This is a genomic window from Limnoglobus roseus (genome assembly GCF_008254045.1).
Taxonomy (GTDB): Bacteria; Planctomycetota; Planctomycetia; order Gemmatales; family Gemmataceae; genus Limnoglobus; species Limnoglobus roseus.
Map to the genome: position 1 here is coordinate 791118 of NZ_CP042425.1, position 17864 is coordinate 808981.

The window sequence follows — 17864 nt, forward strand, 5'->3', positions numbered from 1 at the left end:
CCATGTCCCTCCGCGGCGCGACGGCGGCCCTGGTGCTACTCGCCCTGCTCGCGGGGGTGGCCGTGCTGCCGGCGCAGGTTCCGGCCGCGGCCGCGCTCGCCACCGGTTTGCACGCGCTGGCGACGCGGGACGCGACGCCGCCCCCCGACCCGTTCCCGATCCGCCGCGTCCTCCTCCCCGGAGGCACGCCGCTGCCGACCGCGCCAGAGGGGAACCCGTTCCGCCGTATGCCCCGCGAGGAGTTCGAGCAGCGGGTCCGGGCGGCGGTGAACGTGCATTCGCCGCCGAGCCTTGTCGGGGCGTACTACCGGGCGAGTTTCGCCGGCGATTCGCTCGCGGGCACGGGGGAGTGGGTGGTGTCGGCGGACGGCGACGGCGCGTTGTCTCTCGACCCGCTGAAGGTCGCCGTCCGCGAGTTGAAGTGGCCCGACGGCCGCGAAGCTTTACTTTGGGGCACGCCCGCGAAACTGTGGGCGGACCGCCGTGGTCGGACGCCGGTGGCGTTCGCGTGGTCGGCCCGCGGGACGGACGAGCCGGGGGCCGTGCGGTTCGACCTCAGCCTGCCCGCTGCCCCGCTCGCGGTGTTGGACCTGAACCTGCCGGCCGACCGCGTGCCGGTGGCGAAGCGCGGCCAACTCCTCACTGGCCCCTTCCCGAAGGCCGACAACCGCGCCGGCTGGAAGATCGCCTTCGGCGGCGAGTCGCGGCTAGAGTTCGCCGTCCGACGGACGACGGGTGCGGGCCTGCCCGCGGCGTTCGCGACGTTCGCACGGGTCGCGAAGTTCGACCTCTCGCCCGGCCTTGCCGTCGCCGCCTTCGAGTTCGACACGACCGCTGCCCGCGGTCCACTTTCAACGCTCGAATTCGAATTCGACCCCGCCCTGACCGTCACCGACGTAACCGCCCCCGGCCTCGAAAGTTGGCACGTGACCGACCGCCGCCTCACGGCAACCTTCCGCGAACCGGTGGCGGCGGGCGTAGTGGCGGTTGCCGCCGTCGCGGCCGTACCGACCGGCGGCGAACCGTGGCCGGTACCGACCGTGCGCCCCACCTTCGGCCCACTCACCGACGACCGGATCGACGTTCGCCTGGGCGGCGACGTGAAGCTCGACGGCTGGTCCGGCGGCGATTACCGCCTCGTGCGCACGGCCGCGGCCGACCCGGCATTCACGCTCAGTTTCAAGGGCGGGCTGCCGTCCGACGGCAACGCACCCCGGCGGCCGCCGTCGTTGCGGGTGCGTGCGGCCACCGCCGAGTTTGCGACCGCGGACGCGCTCGAATGGCGGGTCGAACCGGGTCGCACGCAACTGACCGCCCGCTTCCGCGTCAGCGTCTCGCGCGGCCCACTGACACGGCTGACGTTCCGCACGCCGCCCGGGTTCACGACCCTGCCGGCCGTGCTGACCCCCGACGACCCGACAGCCGCCTGGACCAACACCGGCGGCCTGTGGACGCTGGAGCCGACGCACCCGATCCTGACCGGCGAAGCCGTGGACGTGCGGGTGGAACTCCGCGGGCCGGCTCCGACGTTCGACACGCCCGACGCCCGACCGACGCTGGCCGTGCCGGTGGTGGCCCCCGTCGGCACGGCGAAGCGCGACGGCACGCTGACCATTCAAGTGTCGTCAGCCCTCCGCGGGTGGCTCTCACACGCTCCCGGTGACCTCGACGCGCGGACACTCAAGTACACCCACGACCCGGTCGCGACGCTCACGCTGGCAGCGAAGGGCGTGCCGGCGGATCGCGTCGGCGAACCGGAGGCCGAGAAGCCGGCCCCGGCCGAGAACGTCTGGCGGTTCGCCGACCTGGCGCTGGCGGTGGCACTCGACCCGGCGGGCAGTGTACGAGGGGAACTCTCCGGCCGCGTGCGGGCAGCGGCGGGGCGTACCCTGTCGATCACGCTGCCGCCCGGCGCGGCGGTCGAGTCCGCACGAATCGACGGGAAGTGGGCCGACGCGATCGAGACCGACGGGGTGGCGCACCTGCCAATTCCGACGCCTGATGCCGACGGAGTCGCGTTTACGCTCGCATACCGACTGCCGCCGACGCCGGGGTGGCCGCACCGTCTCGGGCAGACGCAACTGGATCTGCCGGGTTCACCAATCGTTCGCACGACCTGGGACTTCGGTCCGGACGACCGCCTCTGGCCGACGCTCGCGGCGACTGCGGATGCCGTCCCGCCGGACGCGGTCGCCGTGCCCGTGGTGCTGGTGCGCGGCGTCGGCTTCGCCCTCGCCGCAGTCTTGTTCGGCTTCACGCTCACGCGACTGCTGGCCGGCACCTCCGGCCGCGCGTCCCGCTCCACCTTGCTCCTCGCCGCCGCGGTCTTCGGAATGGCCGCGTGGCTCGCGCCGGACGGCTGGCGGGCCGTGGTCCTCCCGCCGCTCGTCGTCGCGCTCCTCGGACTGCTCGCGTTGACCCTGGTGGCGAAGCCCCGCGCGGTCGTGGTCGTCGGTCTGACGTGGCTCCTCGGCTCCACGTCAGAGGCTCAAGCCCCCGAGGCGGCGACGGTTTACTTCCTTCAAGAATCCGCGACGGAACCGAACCAACTGACGGCCCTGGTCCCGCAGACGGTCCTCGACCGGCTGACCGCCGTCGCGACGCCCGCCGTGCCGCCGCTGGTGGTGACGGACGCCGAGTACGCGGGAACCGAGGCCGACGGCGCGGCCCGATTCACCGCGACCTGGGCCGTCCACGCCACCCGCGACGGCCCGCAACAACTCGTACTCCCGCTCACCAGCGTGCGGCTCGAAACGATGACGCTCGACGGGGCCGCCGCCTACCCGGACGCCTCCCAGCTGAACCAGTACGCCCTCACGGTGGCCGGCCGAGGGCGGCACGAGGTGAAGGCCGCATTCACCGTCGCCGTCACGGGCACGGCCGGCGACCGCGACCTGCGGTTCGGCGTGCCGGACCTGCTCCCGTCGCGGCTGAACTTCGCCCTCCCGCCGGCCGGCCGACAGCCGAGCCTCGCCGGGCGTACAGGCCGCCAGACGCTAACGCGAACCGACGCGGGCACGACGTTGCACGCCGACCTTGGCCGCGGCGGGGCGGTCGCCCTCCGCTGGCGGGAGGGGGCCGGGGCGAACAGTCCGCCGGCCGCGAGTGTGACCGAGGCGACCGTGTGGGACGTGACCGACGGCCGGGCCGCGGCCCACGCCGCGTTCGTGTACCAGATCACCCGCGGGGCGCTGTCGCGGCTGACGTTCGACATCCCGGCCGGCCTGGAACCGGGTGGCGTGACCGTCCGCGGGCCGGCCGCCGAGACGCCGAACGGCCTGCGGAACTGGGAACTGACGCCGGCGGGGAACGGGGCGCACCGGCTCGCGCTCGAACTGCAAAACCCGGTCGAGGGAACACTGGCCGTCACCTTCCGGCTGTTCCCGAAGGAGTTGCCGACCCTCCGGCCGGCCCTGCGGGTGCCCCACGCGACCAACGCGGACGTGACGGCCAGCTACCTCGGCGTGCGGTTGACCGGCGTCGCGGTGGAGAACTGGCAGAACGAGAACCTCGTCGACTTCCCGGCCGACGCCGTGGCCCGCGACTTCGCGGCCGTGCCGGAGTTCGACTTCGACAAGACGCTGACCCGCTCCTTCCGCCGCGAGGGGACCAATTCGCCGACGGCCCGGCCGATTCTGAAGCCTCCGACGCTGCCGACCCCCGCGAGCCACGAGTTGATGTGGTCCCTCGGTACACGGGCCGACGTGGTCGGCGTCTCGCGGTGGCCGGCGGGGACGGTGACGCCGTTCGTCGAGTGCGGCGTGCCGGCCGGCGTGACGCTCACCGACGTGTCCGCGACCGATCTCGTCGGCTGGCAGCGGGCCGGCAACCGCGTTCGGGCATGGTTCAAGGGCGACGCGAAAGACCCGACGCTGCGGTGGACCGGCGCATGGCCGGGGTACGCGACGGCCGCAGCTTTCGAACTGCCGAGCGTGCCGGGCACGACGGTCCGCGTCCGGCCGGTCGATGACGTTGTCCTGACGCCGAACCCCGGCCGCACCACGAAACTGCTGCCCACCGCCCGCAACCGCGAAACGATCTACCTCGCGGACGAGGCCGCCGCCCCGCCGAAGTTCACGGCCGACCCGCCGACGCCGACCGCCTTGCGGGAAGCGGAGGCGGTCACGCGGACCGGTGGCTTGATCGAGCAGCGCGTCACCCTCAACTTGCAACTGACTCCGAACCGGCCGCACTCCTTCACGCTGGACGTGTCGCGGTTGCCGCCCGGCACGGAAGCGCGCGTGGAGTGGCCGGCCGGCGTCTCCGTGGCGGAGGCCGGCAGCGAACCGACCCGCCGCCGCTGGCAGGCCGACTTCGCGGCCCGGGCAGAGCAAGTTGTTCGCATCGTGGTGTTGAACCGCTTCCCGGCCGGCCCCGAGGTGACGCTGCCGGCGGTCGATTTGCTCTCGGCCCACGTTCCACTGCCGAAGGCGGAACACCGGCTGGCGACGACGGACGACCTCCAGCCCGCGGCGGGGAGCAGTTGCCGCCGCGTGGGGAAGGGGTTCGCGTGGGCCGTCACCGGCGACGACCCGATCCGACTGGTGGGAGCGGCGAAGCGGCCCGCGAGCCTGCCGGTGCTGGCGGACGACGAACCGACCGCCTCGACGGAATCGGCCGTGCGGCCGGTGAAGGCCATCCTGTTCGCGGGGGCGTGGGTGCTGGGCTTGTTCGCGGTGGCGGGGGTGGCGCGGTGGGGGACGGTCGGCTGGCAACCGGAAGTGGTGACGGGCTTCGGCCTGTTGGCGGTCGCGGTCGCCGGGTGGCCGTTCGCGGTGGTGGCGGTGGCGGGCCTCGTGATGCGGCTGGTCGGCGTGTCGCGGTTCGTCGGCCGGCGGGTGCTTCGTTAAAGCTACTTCCCTTCCGGGACGGCGAGTTCCTCGAACACCTTCTCGACGCCGTTCGTCAGGTTGGCCAACTCGACCGCCCGTTGCTTCTGGCCGGTCGTCTGCACCACGCCGCGGAGGCGAACTTCGCCCGCCTTGTCGGTGGTGGCGACGGCCACCTCGGACCCGGTCATCCCCTTGTCGGTCTGGATGCGAACGCGGACCCGTTCCTCGACCGGCAGGGCGTCGCCCGCCCGGAAGGCCGCGAGCGGTCCGGCCAACTTCTGGCCGTCGGGCAGCGCGTTCCCGACCTGCTCCTTCGCCTTCCGCCCGGCCTTCAGCAGAATGTTCAAGTCTTCGGCCCGGCTGAGCGCGAGTGTGCCGACGAGGATGAACAGGAACAGGCTGACCGACAGGAAGCGGAGGAATCGCTTGAGACTCACGGCGGCACCGGTCGTTACGGACAGAAAGGACCGCCTGTACTTTGGGACCGAACGGCGGGTTTGGCAAATTCGGGCGGGCGGAATTGTCGGGGAGGCTTCCGCAAGAGAATCCGGTTGGGTAGAATGTCCGGAAGGAACCCTGGGAAAGAGGGTGCTCCAAAAGGGGGTGGATCGATGATTCGCTTGACACTTCGCACACTGGCCGTAGCCTGCGGGCTGCTCGCCAGCGTCGGCTCGACGCGGGCCGACGACCCCGCCCAAAAGCTCGGCCGCTACCGAGCCGACGACGATAAGAAGGCCGCGGCCACTTCGCCGCTGCCCGACGACACCGAACAGATTCACCACCGCGGCTACGGGTACGGTGGTGGCTACGGTCGTTCTTATTATGGCGGCTACGGCCGGTCCTACTACGGTGGGTATTACGGCGGCTACCGACCGAACTACTACGGCGGTTTCGGTGGTGGCTTCTACGGCGGCGGGCTGTCCTTCGGCTATTCGTCGTACTACGCCCCGCGGTACTACGTCGCCCCGAGTTACTACTACGCGCCGACCTACGCCTACCCCAGCTACTACTACGGCGGTTATTGGGGCATCAGCGGCACGACCGGTAGCGGCGCAACGCTCACCCTCAGTCTGAAGCCCGGTGCGACCGCGGCCGCACCGGCCGTCATCCCCGCGAACCCGCCGGCCGACGCCGGTCAGTTCCGCTACGACGGCGGCCCGGCCAACCCCGTGCCGCAGCCGAAGCCGGACGGCCAAGCGGCCCCGAAGGCCGCACCCGCGGCCGAACCGGACGTGCTCAAGATTGCCGTGAAGCCGAAGGCCGAGTCGAAGCCGGTCAACCGCTACAAGGCCTACGGCGAGAAGTGACGAACCGAACGTAGCCCGCCGAACGGCGGGCTATTTTGTTACCAGCCGCCGCAACTCGTCCGGCAACGGCGATTCCAGTTCAAGCCGCTGCCCGCTCGTCGGATGATCGAACGCCAATCGCCAGGCGTGCAACCCCAACCGCCGGACGGGATCGACCTTCGCCCCGTAATCCGCGTCCCCCACCACCGGGCAGCCCAACCCCGCGAGGTGGACGCGAATCTGGTGCTTCCGCCCCGTCTCGATGGACACCTCGACGAGCGAATACCGCCCCTTCCGGCCGACCACGCGATACCGGCTGACCGCCCGGACCGCCCCGTCGTCGGGTGTCGGGCGGGCCTGAACTCGTAGATTCTTCCCTTCTCGCAGGTAGTTCTCGACCCGCCCCGTCGGCGACGGCGGTGCCCCTTCCACCACGGCGAGGTAGGTTTTCTCGACGCCGTCCCACTGCGATTGAAGCTGATCGCGGACCGCCGCCGAGCGGGCGAAGAGGAGCAACCCGGACGTGCCGCGGTCGAGGCGGTGGAGCACGAACGGCCGGCCCGCGCCGCGGGCTTGAAGTTGCTCGCTCAGCCGGACGAAGGCGGTGTCCTGCTTCTCGGCGTCGGTGGCCACCGTCAGCAACCCGGCCGGCTTGTCGATTGCGAGCAAGTCCGCGTCTTCGTGGATGATGACCAGCGAAGGTGCGGACGAGCGAGCCGTGCCGTCGCGAGCCAACGTGACGCGATCAGTGGCCGACAACGGGTGATCGTGTCGCGTGACGGGTTGGCCGTTCACGCGCACACGGCCGTCGCGGAGCAATTCCTTGACCCGCGTGCGGCTCATCGGCGACAGGGTTTCGAGCAGCCACGGCAACAGCGTGGCCGCGGCGCGAACCGGCGGTAGGTCGTGACCGGGCATGGCTCTTTCAGGAAATTACTTCGCGGTCCCTTGCGGCGTGATCGTCAGCGCGAGGGGGGTCCACTTCTCGCCGGTCAGCGACGGCGAGTAACTTTCGGGCGGCACCGTCACGTTCACCAGCACGGCCTTCTTCGCGTCGGCCGGGTCGGACAGCAGGCACCACTGCCGGGTGTCGTCGGGGGCGAGTAGTGGGCCGGGCTTCTCGGGCCGGAAGACCGCGATTACGTCGTTGGTGTCGGCGGCGTAGGCGAAGCCCTGACCCTTGTCCGTGAGAATGGAGAACGTCTCCGACCGGGTCCACCCCGCCGCGACGGGCGAGCCGACCTCGGCATCGAGCGCGTGGTCGCCGCTCGGCTTCTTGTCGTTGACGCGGCCGCAGACGAGCCACACGTGTTCGATGGGTTCGGCGGCCGTGTACGCAATCGCGAGGCGGGTGCCGCCGTCCTCGACGGCCAGCGCCAGGCACGCCTTCGACTGCCTTGGGAGGGTGAAGACCGGGCGAGGCTTACCGCCCACTACCACCTGGTGAATCCCGCCGCCGGCGTAGGCGAAGACCGACGCCTTCTTCGGATCGCGGTCATCGTGGAAGACGAACGTCCGGCCTTCGACCAGGGGCGTCCCGCCAGGGAGGGGTTCGCTGACACTGACCCTCTTCTTGGCCGCCAGATCCCACACCTCGACGACACCGGTCTTCGTCAGCACGGCCACCTTCTCGTCGGTCAGAAAGCGGACGCCCGCGATGCCGGCCGTCGCCGCGTCCGGTTCCTTCGCGTCGCCGGGGGCAAGACCTTCGACCACGTTCGTCGTCGTGCCGAGTTGGGCGACGGTCAGTTTGCCGGCCGGGTGCTCGATGGCGAAGCGGTCACCGCCGGGGCTGACGGCGCAGACGCGGGGGTAGGCCGTCGCGGTATCGACGGGCACTTCGGTCTGGTCGATCCGCCGCTGGGAGTTGAGGGCGTAGCGATCGATGGTGTCCCGCATGCCCTTGCCGCCGATGCCGTCGAACGTGCGCCGCATCACGAGCATCACCGGCCCGTCGGTTCCGCCGACGAGCATTTGCTTCACGGCGGCCGGGGCGTGGTCGAGCGCGAGGACCGTGGTCGCCTTCTCGAACAGCACCGGCGTCGGGTTCGGCGGCGGGAGGGTCAGCCCGCCGGTCGTCTTTCGGGCGCGGGGCGGGGCGTCCTTGGCAGCCTTTCCCGCGGCCGGCGTGTCGGCCGGCTTCTCGGGGGCGGGCGGGTCGTTGGGCGGGGCCGGGGTTTGAGCCTGGGCCGCGGGCTTCGGCTGGTCCTTCGACTTCTGGAACTCGCCGAAGGCGTAGACCGCCGCCGCCCCGCCGCCGGCGCAAAGCAGCCCCGCCAAAACGAGCATCAACCGCCGGCTCTTGCCACGGCCGTCCGGCGTGGGCTTGCGGTCGCGGTAGGACGAGCCCTTCGCCGCCGGTTCGGCGGCCTTCGTGCGGTACTTCGACTTCGAATCGGCCTTCTTCGGCTCCGCCTTCGCGGGCGAAAGCCCGTTCGGGACGGCGAACGGGTTGCTACCTTCGGGAAGCGGGGCCGACTTCTTGGCGGCGGGCTTCGCCGGAGGGGGCGGGGCGGCGACGGCGACATCGCCGCCGAACGCGAACGGCGCATCGGCGACGGCACTGAGGTGTTCGGGATCGCCGTCACTGTCGTCCGCGTTCGGCTTGCTGCCGGGGAGGCGGAAGGCGTGTTGGCACTTCTTGCACCGGGCCTTTTTCCCCGCCTTCTCGTCCGGGGCCTTCAACCGCGCCTGACAATTTGGGCACGCGACTTCGATAGACATGCGAGCTGTCCTGGGAGGCATCACGTTGATGCGAAGCGGCGGCGTGCGAGTGTGATGGGATTACGCCGGGTCGGTTCGCGTGGAGATACCCCCAATGTAACGGGCCGGCCGGGGCGAGTCCACCCGCCCTGCGGGGGTGAGGAAGTGAAACGAGATGAATGACGTGCGGGACGGACGGGATTGATCGAGCCGGTCGAGTTGTCGAGACCGGCCCGGCGGGTTCAAACGCTACCGCCTCATGAGCACACGGGCAGCTTCGCCTGTTGGCCCCACTCGCGGACGCCGCTGCCCGAAACCTTCGTGTGGCCGTCGGCGGCGTGTTCCATCACCGCGACCAGGAACACGCCGTTCGGCGTCTCGAACGTCATCTTGGCCAGGCACCGGCCGCCGATAATGTTCATTTCCACGTCCTGCCCGTGCGTGACGCTCGGCAGCGACAGGAAGCACGGCGGCGGGAGCAACGACTTCAGGTTGCCGCCGATCATGTTCACCAGTTCGCCCACGGCGTCGTGGATGTGGAGCTGCGTCATGGCGGCCACGTCCATCGCGAACATGCCGGCCGCCGCGTTCTCCGCCACCGCCCGCGGCAGCACGAGCACGACCGTGCCCCGCCACGCCCCGGTGATGTGGACGCAACTGTTGATGAGGCCCGCCTCCTTCAACAGCGGGCGGTCGCTCGTGGCAATCGCTTGGCCGAGGACGAGCGTCCAAATCTCTTTCGCGAAGATCGCGATGTCGTCCGCTGAGAGGGTCATAGTCGGTCTCCGCTGGTAGGCAACAGCGTGGCAAGTTTCGATACCCGCGAGGCCGGGGCCGCGTCGGACCACGAGGAACGCGGGCGGTAAGTCGTCGTGTCATTCCCGGCGACACGCTCGTAGCCGTTGTCGATGTTCAGGGTCGTCTCGGCTCCGCCGAGGAACAGGTGGCCGTCCGGCCGCAAGACCCGCCGCACCTTGTCGAGAATCATTTTCTTCGTGTTCAGGTCAAAGTAAATCAGCACGTTCCGCATCAGGAGCAGGTCGCACGGCGGGACGGCCGTGAACGGGTCGAGCAGGTTGAACGTGCGGAACTCGACCATCGCCCGTACGTCGTCGTTCAACACCCAGTCGGCGTCGTGCTTCGTGAAGTACTTGATCAGGTACGCGGCCGGCAGGCCGCGGTTCATTTCCAGTTGGGTGTATCGGCCGGCCTTCGCCTGGTCAATCACCTGCGTGGACAAATCGGTGCCCAGAATCTTGACCGACCACCCGGCGAGTTGGGCCGAGAAGTGCTCGCGGAGCAGCATCGCAACCGAGTACGGCTCCTGCCCGGTCGAGGAGGCCGCACACCAAACCGTCAGCCGCTTTTCGGCCGCCCGCCGCTTCAACAGTTCCGGGAGGATCTGCGTGCGAAGCCCTTCGAACGGGTGGACGTCGCGAAAGAACGAGGTCTCGTTCGTCGTCAGGGCTTCGACGACCTTGTCCTGAAGGCCCCGGCCGAAGGTGGTGCGGAGGGCCTCAACCAGACGCGCGCTGGAGTCGTGGCCGAGCCGCCGCGCCAGGGTGTTCAGGCGGGAGTCGACCAGGTAGCTCTTCTTCTCCTCCAGCACGATGCCCGCCTTCTCGTGGACGATCGCGCGGATGAACTCGGAGTCGGTTTTATTCAGCTTGGGGGCCACGTTCACGCCCCTCCGATGGAGAGAGCGGTCGCAGGGCGGCCGCCGGTTACGAGTTTGGTGATGGCGTCCGGCAATTCGAGCAGCGGCAACACCTGGCGGGCCAATCCCGCGTTCGCCACGAAGCCGGGCATCCCCCAGACGACGCTCGTGGCCTCGTCCTGGGCGAGCACCGTCCCGCCCGCTTCGACGATCCGTTCCGCACCCCGCAGCCCGTCCTTGCCCATGCCCGTGAGGACGACGCCGAGCGTGCCCGCGCCGAACGTCTGGGCCAGCGAGCGGAACATCACGTCCACGGCCGGCCGGCAGCCGTTCTCGGCCGGCTGCTGGTTCAACTTCACGACGACCCCGTTGGCCGTCGGGGCGACAGTCAGGTGGTGGTCGCCGGGGGCCACGTAGACCACGCCCGGTTCGAGGCGGTCGTCGTCGGTCGTTTCAATCACGGGGAAGCCGGTCTGGACGGTCAGTCCCTCTGCCAGCAACCGCGTGAACGTCGGCGGCATGTGCTGCGTAATCAGGATCGGCACGGGCAGGTCGAGCGGCAGGGCGGCGAGCAGGTCCGCCAAGGCGTTCGGGCCGCCGGTCGAACAACCGATGCCGATTACGCTCACCTTCCGCGGCGTTCGGTTCGTCCCGAGGGCGCGGTTCGTCGACGATTCCTGCCGGGCGGCGAGCAGGCCGGTCGCACCGTCGCGGCCGCGGCAGAACAGCTTGATCCGCGGCAGCAGTTGGTCTTGAACGTGCTGGATCGCAGCCGCCAGGCTCCCCGCGTTCGCCGGCTTCGTCACGTAGTCGTTCGCCCCCTTGGCCAGCGCCTCGAGCGTGGCGGCGGCCCCGCGGTCGGTGAGCGTGCTGAACATGATGACCGGCAGCTTCGGGTGCGTCTTGCGGAGTTCCGCCAGCGCCGCCAGGCCGTCCATACCGGGCATCTCGACGTCGAGGATGACGGCGTCCGGGTTCACCTGCGTCAGCATCCGCAGGGCGATGCGACCGTTGCCGGCCACGCCCACGACCTCCACGAGCGGGTCGGCGGCGAGGGCGTCGCTGACGAGCTTGCGGGTCACGACGGAGTCGTCCACGACCAGTACGCGAATCTTGCTCATGGCGGCGTTACCGGGCGGCGGGTGTGAAGAGTTCGAGTTTGGCGGCGAGCGTGTCCTTGTTGAACGGCTTCATGACGTACTGGTTCGCCCCGGCTTGCATCACCATCGCCATCTGCGACTGTTCCGTTTCCGTCGTCACCATGACGATCGGCATGCCGGCGTGGGCGGGGGCCGCCCGGACCTTCTGCACGAACTCCAGGCCGTTCATGACCGGCATGTTCCAGTCCACAAGGGCGAGGTCGAACTCGCCGCCCGCGAGGAGCTTTTCGTACGCCTCCTGGCCGTTGCCCGCCTCGTCCGTCTGGTGGCCGAGTTGCTTGAGAATGTTGGACAAGATCGACCGCATCGCGCGGGAATCATCGACGACTAACACCTTCATGGAAACTCTCCTCGTGGTCTGGTTCGTGCCGGGGGCCATCTCGCCCCGAATTCTGGTCCCCTCGCCCCCGGCTGTGAGGGAGAGGGTTAGGGTGAGGGGCGAGCCTTCATCCCTCGGAAACTCGTCTCGGGTGGAGGGTCGCTCTCCCCTCACCCCGGGCCGTTGCCCGTGTCACTCCAGGTCAGACGGTTCACCCGCGGGGGCGGGGGCGAGGCCGGGGCCGGTTCTTCCCGCACCCGGCGGAGGGTGGCCTGCTGGCGAATCGCGGCGGACGGGCGAATCGGCCCCGTCTGACGCCGCGAACCGGACAGCCCCAAGGTCGACGGCCGCATGGCGGCGGCGAGGCCGATCGTTTCCGACACGTGGGGCATGGCCGACCGGTTCTGGTGCTGGGTCGCGACGAGTTGTTGCAGGAACAAGGCCACGCGGTTCAACTCCTCGCCGGCGTGCTGCGTGAGGACGGCCCCTTCGGTCGTGTTCTGCGCCGTCTGGGCCACGGCCGTGATGTTCTGCGCGATCTCGGCCGTCCCCTTCGCGGCCTCGTGGATGTTCCGGTCGATCTCCTCGGTCGTGTGCTTCTGCTCGGCGACGGCCGTGGCGATGGTGGTCGATGTTTGGTAGATGCGGCTGATGACGTTGGAAATCTGGGCGATGGCGTGGACCGCCCCGAGCGTGTCCCGCTGGATCGCGTCGATCTTGCCGCTGATGTCTTCGGTCGCCCGGGCCGTCTCGCGGGCCAGCTCCTTCACCTCGTTCGCGACCACGGCAAAGCCCTTGCCCGCCTCCCCGGCCCGCGCGGCCTCGATGGTCGCGTTCAGGGCCAACAGGTTCGTCTGCTGAGCGATGGAAGTGATAACCTTCACCACCTTGCCGATCTCGGCACTGCTCGTGCCGAGCTTCGAGACGGTGGCGGTGGTCTGCTCGGCGAGGCTCACGGCATCGGTGGCGATCCGCGTCGATTCCGTGGCGTTGTTGGCGATCTCCTTGATACCAATGCCCATGTGCTCGATGCCAACGGCCACAGTATGGACGTTCAGGCTCACTTCCTCGGCGGCGGCCGAGACGACGTTCGCCTGCGTCGCCGTCTCCTCGGCGTTCGCACTCATGCGGGAACTGACCGCGCACAGTTCGTCGGCCGAGGTGCCGAGTTGGCTGGCGTTCGTCGCGACCATGCCGAGGACGGACTGCATCGCATCGGCCGCGTTCCGCTCCCGCTCGTGCGAGGCCACGCGACTGGTGATGAGGTCCCACGTCACCATCGTGCCCAATCGCGTGCGGTACGAGTCGTGGATCGCCGACACGATCAATTCGATGTGGTCCGGGCCGATCTTGATGACCGAGCGGAGCGGCAGTTTGCTCGCGTCGAGCAGCAACTCGCAACGGTCTTCGGTCGCTCGTTGGAGCAGTTCGAGACTCTGGCCGATGACCTGGTCGGCCGGGACCGGCAGGTAGCTCTCGACCTTCTTCATCAGCTTCATCGCCGAGGCGTTGCAATACCGGACGATGCCAGTCATGTCGGCGAACATCATCCCCGTCGGCGAACTCTCCACCATCGAGCGGGTGCGGTCGGCCTCGACGCGCATCAGGGCCGACGACAACAGCAGGCCGACACTGCGGATCGTTTCGACGCGGTGTTCCGACAGGTCCATGGGGTTCTTCGACAGCACGTCGAGCGTGCCGACAACCCGGCCGGAGACGATGAGCGGCACACTGAACCCGGACTTGATGCCGACCTGCCGGGCGATGGCGACGCGCGGGCAGTCCGACAGGACGCTGAGGTCCGGGACCACGACCACGTCCCGCTGCTTCCAGGCGCGGCCGTTCAGCCCTTCCCCTTCGCGGAACTTCGATGCTCGGGTGATCTGACGGAACGGCTCGCAAATTTCGCCCGACTCCAGCCCGAATTCGAGGCGATTGGCCTGGGCGTCCAGCGGCCAGTACGAGCCGTATTCGAACTGGAACACTTCGCGCACGCTGTCGAGCGTGACCTGGGCCGCCTCGGCCGCCGACTTCGCCTCCAGCACGGCCCGGAGCATCTGCCCGATGGCGGCGTGATCGACGGCCAGTTCCTGCTCGCGAACGCGGGCGACGGCCAGTTCCGGCCAGTTCACGGCGTCGGCCGCCAGCACGTTCTGGATGCCGTCGAGCGCGCGGTTCGTGGCGGCGGCCATTTGCCCGACTTCGTCGGTGGAGTTGTACGCGATGCGCTTCGTCAAGTCGCCGTCGGCGAGGGCTTGCAAGGCCCGCGTCGTACGGTTGATCGGCCCCGCGATGCCCCGCGACAGCCAGAAGCTCAGGCCCAGGATCGCCAGGAACGCGGTCACCGCGATCATGGCCATCATCTGCCGCTGCTGGTTCGCCACGGCGAGGACTTCCGACTTCTCTTGGCGGACGATCACGCCCCAGCCGAACCCCTTGTACGATTGAAATCCCGGGCTGGCCGAGTAGGCGTGCAGCTGAATGGTCCCCCGCCGCCCGTCCCCTTCCTCGACAACGCCGGCCCCGCCCCGCGCGAAGGCCGCCGCCGCACCGAGGCCGGTGTCGCGGAGGTTTACCTTCAGAACCGCGGCCGGGTCGAGGTCGTCCAAGACGAGGCCGGACTGGGAGACGAGTTGCGTTTCCAGGGTCATGTTGTCCGCGGTCGCCTGGTCGCGCTGGTCCTGAACGATTTGGACCACGGAGCGGGACCACGAGAGGCGGTTCGACCAGACGCGGACGGGCTTGCCGTCGTCGCCCAAGATCGGGGCGGCGAACGTCATGCTGACGCCCTTGGTGTGGTACACCTCGGCCACGAGCGGGTCAGTCGCCACGTCGTGGACAGAGGTTTCACCCGGTTGAACGCGGCCGTGGATGCAGTCCTCGAACCACGACTCCCCCTTCACGCTGCGGCCCAACAGCCGGGCGGTGTCCAGGGGCTTGCCGTCGGCGTCCACGGTGTTGACGGCCAGGATGGTCCCGTCGGTGTCGGCGACGACCATCAGGTCGTACATGCCGTAGGTGGTCGTGTACGAGTTGATGGCCCGAGTGATTTCGGCCGGCGTGCCGCGGGCCATCGGGTTGATCGCGTAGGCTTGGGCGTCGCCGTACCGTTCGAAGAGGTTGCGGTCGATCAGTTCGATCGTGTCTTTCGCGCGGTTGGTCAGGGTCAGGCCGTTGATGCGGAGGAGGTCGGCCCGCGAGCGTTGGTCGAAGAGGATGCCGGCCACCAGGAGTGGGAGGCCGCCGACGAGGAAAATGCACGCCATGAGCTTCGTGCGAAGGCTGCGGAAGGCGAAGGCGGGGGGCAGGCGCATGGGCGGGGTTTCGGTTTCGAGGGTCGGGGCGATCAACCGGCCGCGGCCGGGGCGTAGGTCAAGACTTTCGGCACGTCGAGAATCAACAAGAGCCGGTCGGCGAGTTTGTGCGCCCCACGGACGAGTTCTCCCGCCGGGCCGCGGACGGTGCCGGGCGTCGGTTCGAACGTCCCTTCGTCCAGGGTTAGCACGTCGCCGATGTCGTCCACGACGAGCGCTTTCGGGCCGTCCTTCGTTCGCACGACCACGTTGAACGGTTCCGCACCGGCCGGCTGCGGTGGCAGGGCGAGGCGGGTGCGGAGGTCGATCACCGGCACGATCCGGCCCCGGAGGTTCATCAGCCCGACCACGGCGGCGGGAGCCAACGGCACGCGCGACCCGGGTCGGTGGCGAATCACTTCCTGAACATCATCGACGATGATGCCGAAATGTTGCCCTGCGAGCGTAAAAGTACAGAACTGGTCGGCGGTCATGACGCCCCCACTTCGGCCGTGAGGGCGGCCCACGGGTCGGTCAGTCGGAGGACGGCGGGGACGTCGATCAACTCCGCGACGCGGTCGGCCAGAACGGCCGTGCCGGTCACGCCCGGGCGGGCCGCCGTGGCCTGCGTTCGCGCTTCGGCTTCGACGACGTCCACCACGCGGTCCACCGCGAGGCCGACCAAGCGGTCGCCGTCGCGGAAGATGACGACGGCGATGGAATCGCCCGCCCACGGCCGCGGCGGGTCGCCGAGCGCGTCGGTCAGCTTCACCAGCGGGAGGATGTCGCCGCGGTACCGAATGACGGCCAACCGCCCGACCGATTCGATATCGCCGACCGGCACGTCCGCGATCCGCACCACCGGGGCCATCGGCAGCGCGAACCGCCGGTCCGGGCCGCTCGCCAGCAGCAGCCACGTTTGCGTGTTTACCGACACGGGCGTCGACTTGCCCGATGCCTTCACCCGCTCGCGGTCCCGGTCCAGCGGCGACAGCACGCCCGCCGTCCGGGCCAGCCCGAGGACGTCGAGGATGAGTGCCACCCCGCCGTCGCCGAGGATCGTCGCCCCGCTGTAGACCGTCAACGACTTCAACTGCGGGTCAAGGGGTTTGACCACGATTTCCTGCGAATCGAGCACGCGATCGACGACGAGGCCGAACCGCCGACCCTCGGCCTGCACGACGAGAATGTTCCACTCCTCAAGGTCCTGTTCGCCGCCGAGATTGAGCACGTCCCGCAGGAAAACCAGCGGGAGAAGTTGGTCGCGCAGTCGGAACACCGGCAGGCCGTGAAGCTGGTCCGCACTCTTGCGGGCCGCCGCACCGTCCAGGCGGACGAGTTCCAGGAGGTTCATCTGCGGGATAGCGAACCGCTCGCCGCCGCAGCGGAGGGTCAGCGCCGGCATGATCGCGAGGGTGAGCGGGATGTTGACCCGGAGCGTCGTACCAACGTCCAGCGTGCTCCGCACGTCGAGGCTGCCGCCGATGCCCTCGATGTTCGTCTTCACCACGTCCATGCCCACGCCGCGGCCGGAGATGTTCGTCACTGCGTCGGCGGTCGAGAAGCCGGGTAGGAAGATCATCCGGACGGCGTCGTGGTCGTTCAGGCGTGCGGCCTGGTCGGCGGTGATGAGGCCCTTCTCGACCGCCTTCGCCCGCACGCGGTCCGGGGAGATGCCGCCGCCGTCGTCGCTGACTTCGATGACGACCTGCCCGCCCGTGTGGGCCGCTCGCATCTTCAGCAACCCCTCCGCCGGTTTGCCCCGCTCCAGCCGTACCGCGGGCGATTCAATGCCGTGGTCGATGGCGTTGCGGACGACGTGGATGAACGAGTCCTTCACCGCTTCGAGGATGCCGCGGTCCAGTTCCGCCTCGCCGCCTTCGAGTTCGAGGCGGACCTGCTTGCCGAGTTGCGTCGCGAGGTCGCGGACGATGCGCTGGTAACGGTCCCACAGCACGCCGATCGGCTGCATCCGCGTCTTCATCACGGCATCTTGCAATTCGCGGGTGATCTGCGTGAGGCTTTGTACCGCCCGATGGAAGTGCGGCTCGTCCGACGACGGCGCGGCCAGAACCGCCTGATTCCGGGCCAAGACGAGTTCGCCGACGAGGTTCATCAACTGGTCGAGCACGCCGACATCGACACGAATGCTCGCATCGATCACGCCTACATCGGTGGTCGTCTTGGCCGCAGTGGCGGCCTCGACCGGGGCGGGGGGCAGAACCTTCGCGTGCTGCAAGTACGTGAGGTGGCCGATCAGTTCGGCGTAGTTGCCGTCGCCCTCGCCGCCGGTCTTCTCGATGCGGTCGAGGAGTTCCCGCACCGCGTCTACCAGTTGCAGGAGCGCCGTCGTCACGTCTGAGGTTAACGGTTGGAGGCCGTCGCGGAGGCGGCTTAACAGGTTCTCGCCGACGTGCGTGACCGCTTCGAGCTTCGCGAAGCCGAAGAACCCGCAGGTGCCCTTGATCGTATGGATGGTACGAAAGACGCTGCCCAGCGTGGCCCGGTCGGTCGGCGCTTTCTCCAACACGACGAGGTCGCGGTCGAGTTGGTCGAGGTTCTCGTAACTCTCGACGAGGAACTCTTTGACGATGTCGTCGAGGTCGCTCATGGG

At 69.2% G+C, this 17864-nt stretch carries 12 protein-coding genes; 2 read left to right on the forward strand and 10 right to left on the reverse strand.

Translation table 11 applies throughout. From position 1 onward, the window contains the following. Positions 1-2 precede the first annotated feature (2 nt). Positions 3-4850: a hypothetical protein gene (locus PX52LOC_RS03110; RefSeq protein WP_149108712.1), complete on the forward strand. Its 4848-nt coding sequence runs from the start codon at positions 3-5 to the stop codon at positions 4848-4850. A 2-nt stretch (positions 4851-4852) separates the two neighbouring features. Here the strand turns inward: PX52LOC_RS03110 and PX52LOC_RS03115 are convergent, their stop codons facing one another. Further along, a complete protein-coding gene (locus PX52LOC_RS03115) occupies positions 4853-5269 on the reverse strand; it encodes a BON domain-containing protein (protein ID WP_149108713.1) in 417 nt (138 codons plus the stop codon). A gap of 174 nt (positions 5270-5443) precedes the next feature. Between PX52LOC_RS03115 and PX52LOC_RS41570 the strand changes: the two genes are divergently transcribed. Beyond that, the gene (locus tag PX52LOC_RS41570) at positions 5444-6139 is read left to right on the forward strand and encodes a hypothetical protein (protein WP_178132537.1); all 696 of its coding nucleotides are present in this window, start codon (positions 5444-5446) and stop codon (positions 6137-6139) included. Positions 6140-6169: 30 nt separating this feature from the next. On the opposite strand, the gene PX52LOC_RS03125 is transcribed toward PX52LOC_RS41570, so the two are convergent. The 9 genes from PX52LOC_RS03125 to PX52LOC_RS03165 form a co-directional block, all read right to left on the reverse strand. Further along, positions 6170-7036, reverse strand: coding sequence for an RluA family pseudouridine synthase (locus tag PX52LOC_RS03125; RefSeq protein WP_246173639.1), 867 nt, complete (start codon positions 7034-7036; stop codon positions 6170-6172). Positions 7037-7051: 15 nt separating this feature from the next. Then, positions 7052-8842, reverse strand: coding sequence for a zinc ribbon domain-containing protein (locus PX52LOC_RS03130; protein WP_149108714.1), 1791 nt, complete (start codon positions 8840-8842; stop codon positions 7052-7054). 236 nt (positions 8843-9078) lie between these two features. Next, the gene (locus PX52LOC_RS03135; RefSeq protein WP_149108715.1) at positions 9079-9597 is read right to left on the reverse strand and encodes a chemotaxis protein CheX; all 519 of its coding nucleotides are present in this window, start codon (positions 9595-9597) and stop codon (positions 9079-9081) included. Beyond that, positions 9594-10499 carry a CheR family methyltransferase gene (locus PX52LOC_RS03140; protein ID WP_218575274.1) on the reverse strand — a complete coding sequence of 302 codons (906 nt, stop codon included), beginning with the start codon at positions 10497-10499 and terminating at the stop codon, positions 9594-9596. Before PX52LOC_RS03140 ends, PX52LOC_RS03135 begins: the two co-directional genes overlap by 4 nt. Positions 10500-10501: 2 nt before the next feature. Continuing rightward, positions 10502-11599: a protein-glutamate methylesterase/protein-glutamine glutaminase gene (locus tag PX52LOC_RS03145; protein ID WP_149108716.1), complete on the reverse strand. Its 1098-nt coding sequence runs from the start codon at positions 11597-11599 to the stop codon at positions 10502-10504. Between the two features lie 7 nt (positions 11600-11606). Then, complete coding sequence (locus PX52LOC_RS03150) at positions 11607-11978, reverse strand: response regulator (protein WP_149108717.1); 372 nt, start codon at positions 11976-11978, stop codon at positions 11607-11609. 149 nt (positions 11979-12127) lie between these two features. After that, positions 12128-15271, reverse strand: coding sequence for a methyl-accepting chemotaxis protein (locus PX52LOC_RS03155; RefSeq protein ID WP_149108718.1), 3144 nt, complete (start codon positions 15269-15271; stop codon positions 12128-12130). Positions 15272-15303: 32 nt separating this feature from the next. Next, complete coding sequence (locus PX52LOC_RS03160; RefSeq protein WP_149108719.1) at positions 15304-15744, reverse strand: chemotaxis protein CheW; 441 nt, start codon at positions 15742-15744, stop codon at positions 15304-15306. Then, a complete protein-coding gene (locus PX52LOC_RS03165; protein WP_149108720.1) occupies positions 15741-17861 on the reverse strand; it encodes a chemotaxis protein CheW in 2121 nt (706 codons plus the stop codon). The genes PX52LOC_RS03160 and PX52LOC_RS03165 overlap by 4 nt, the downstream gene beginning before the upstream one ends. Positions 17862-17864: the final 3 nt, after the last annotated feature.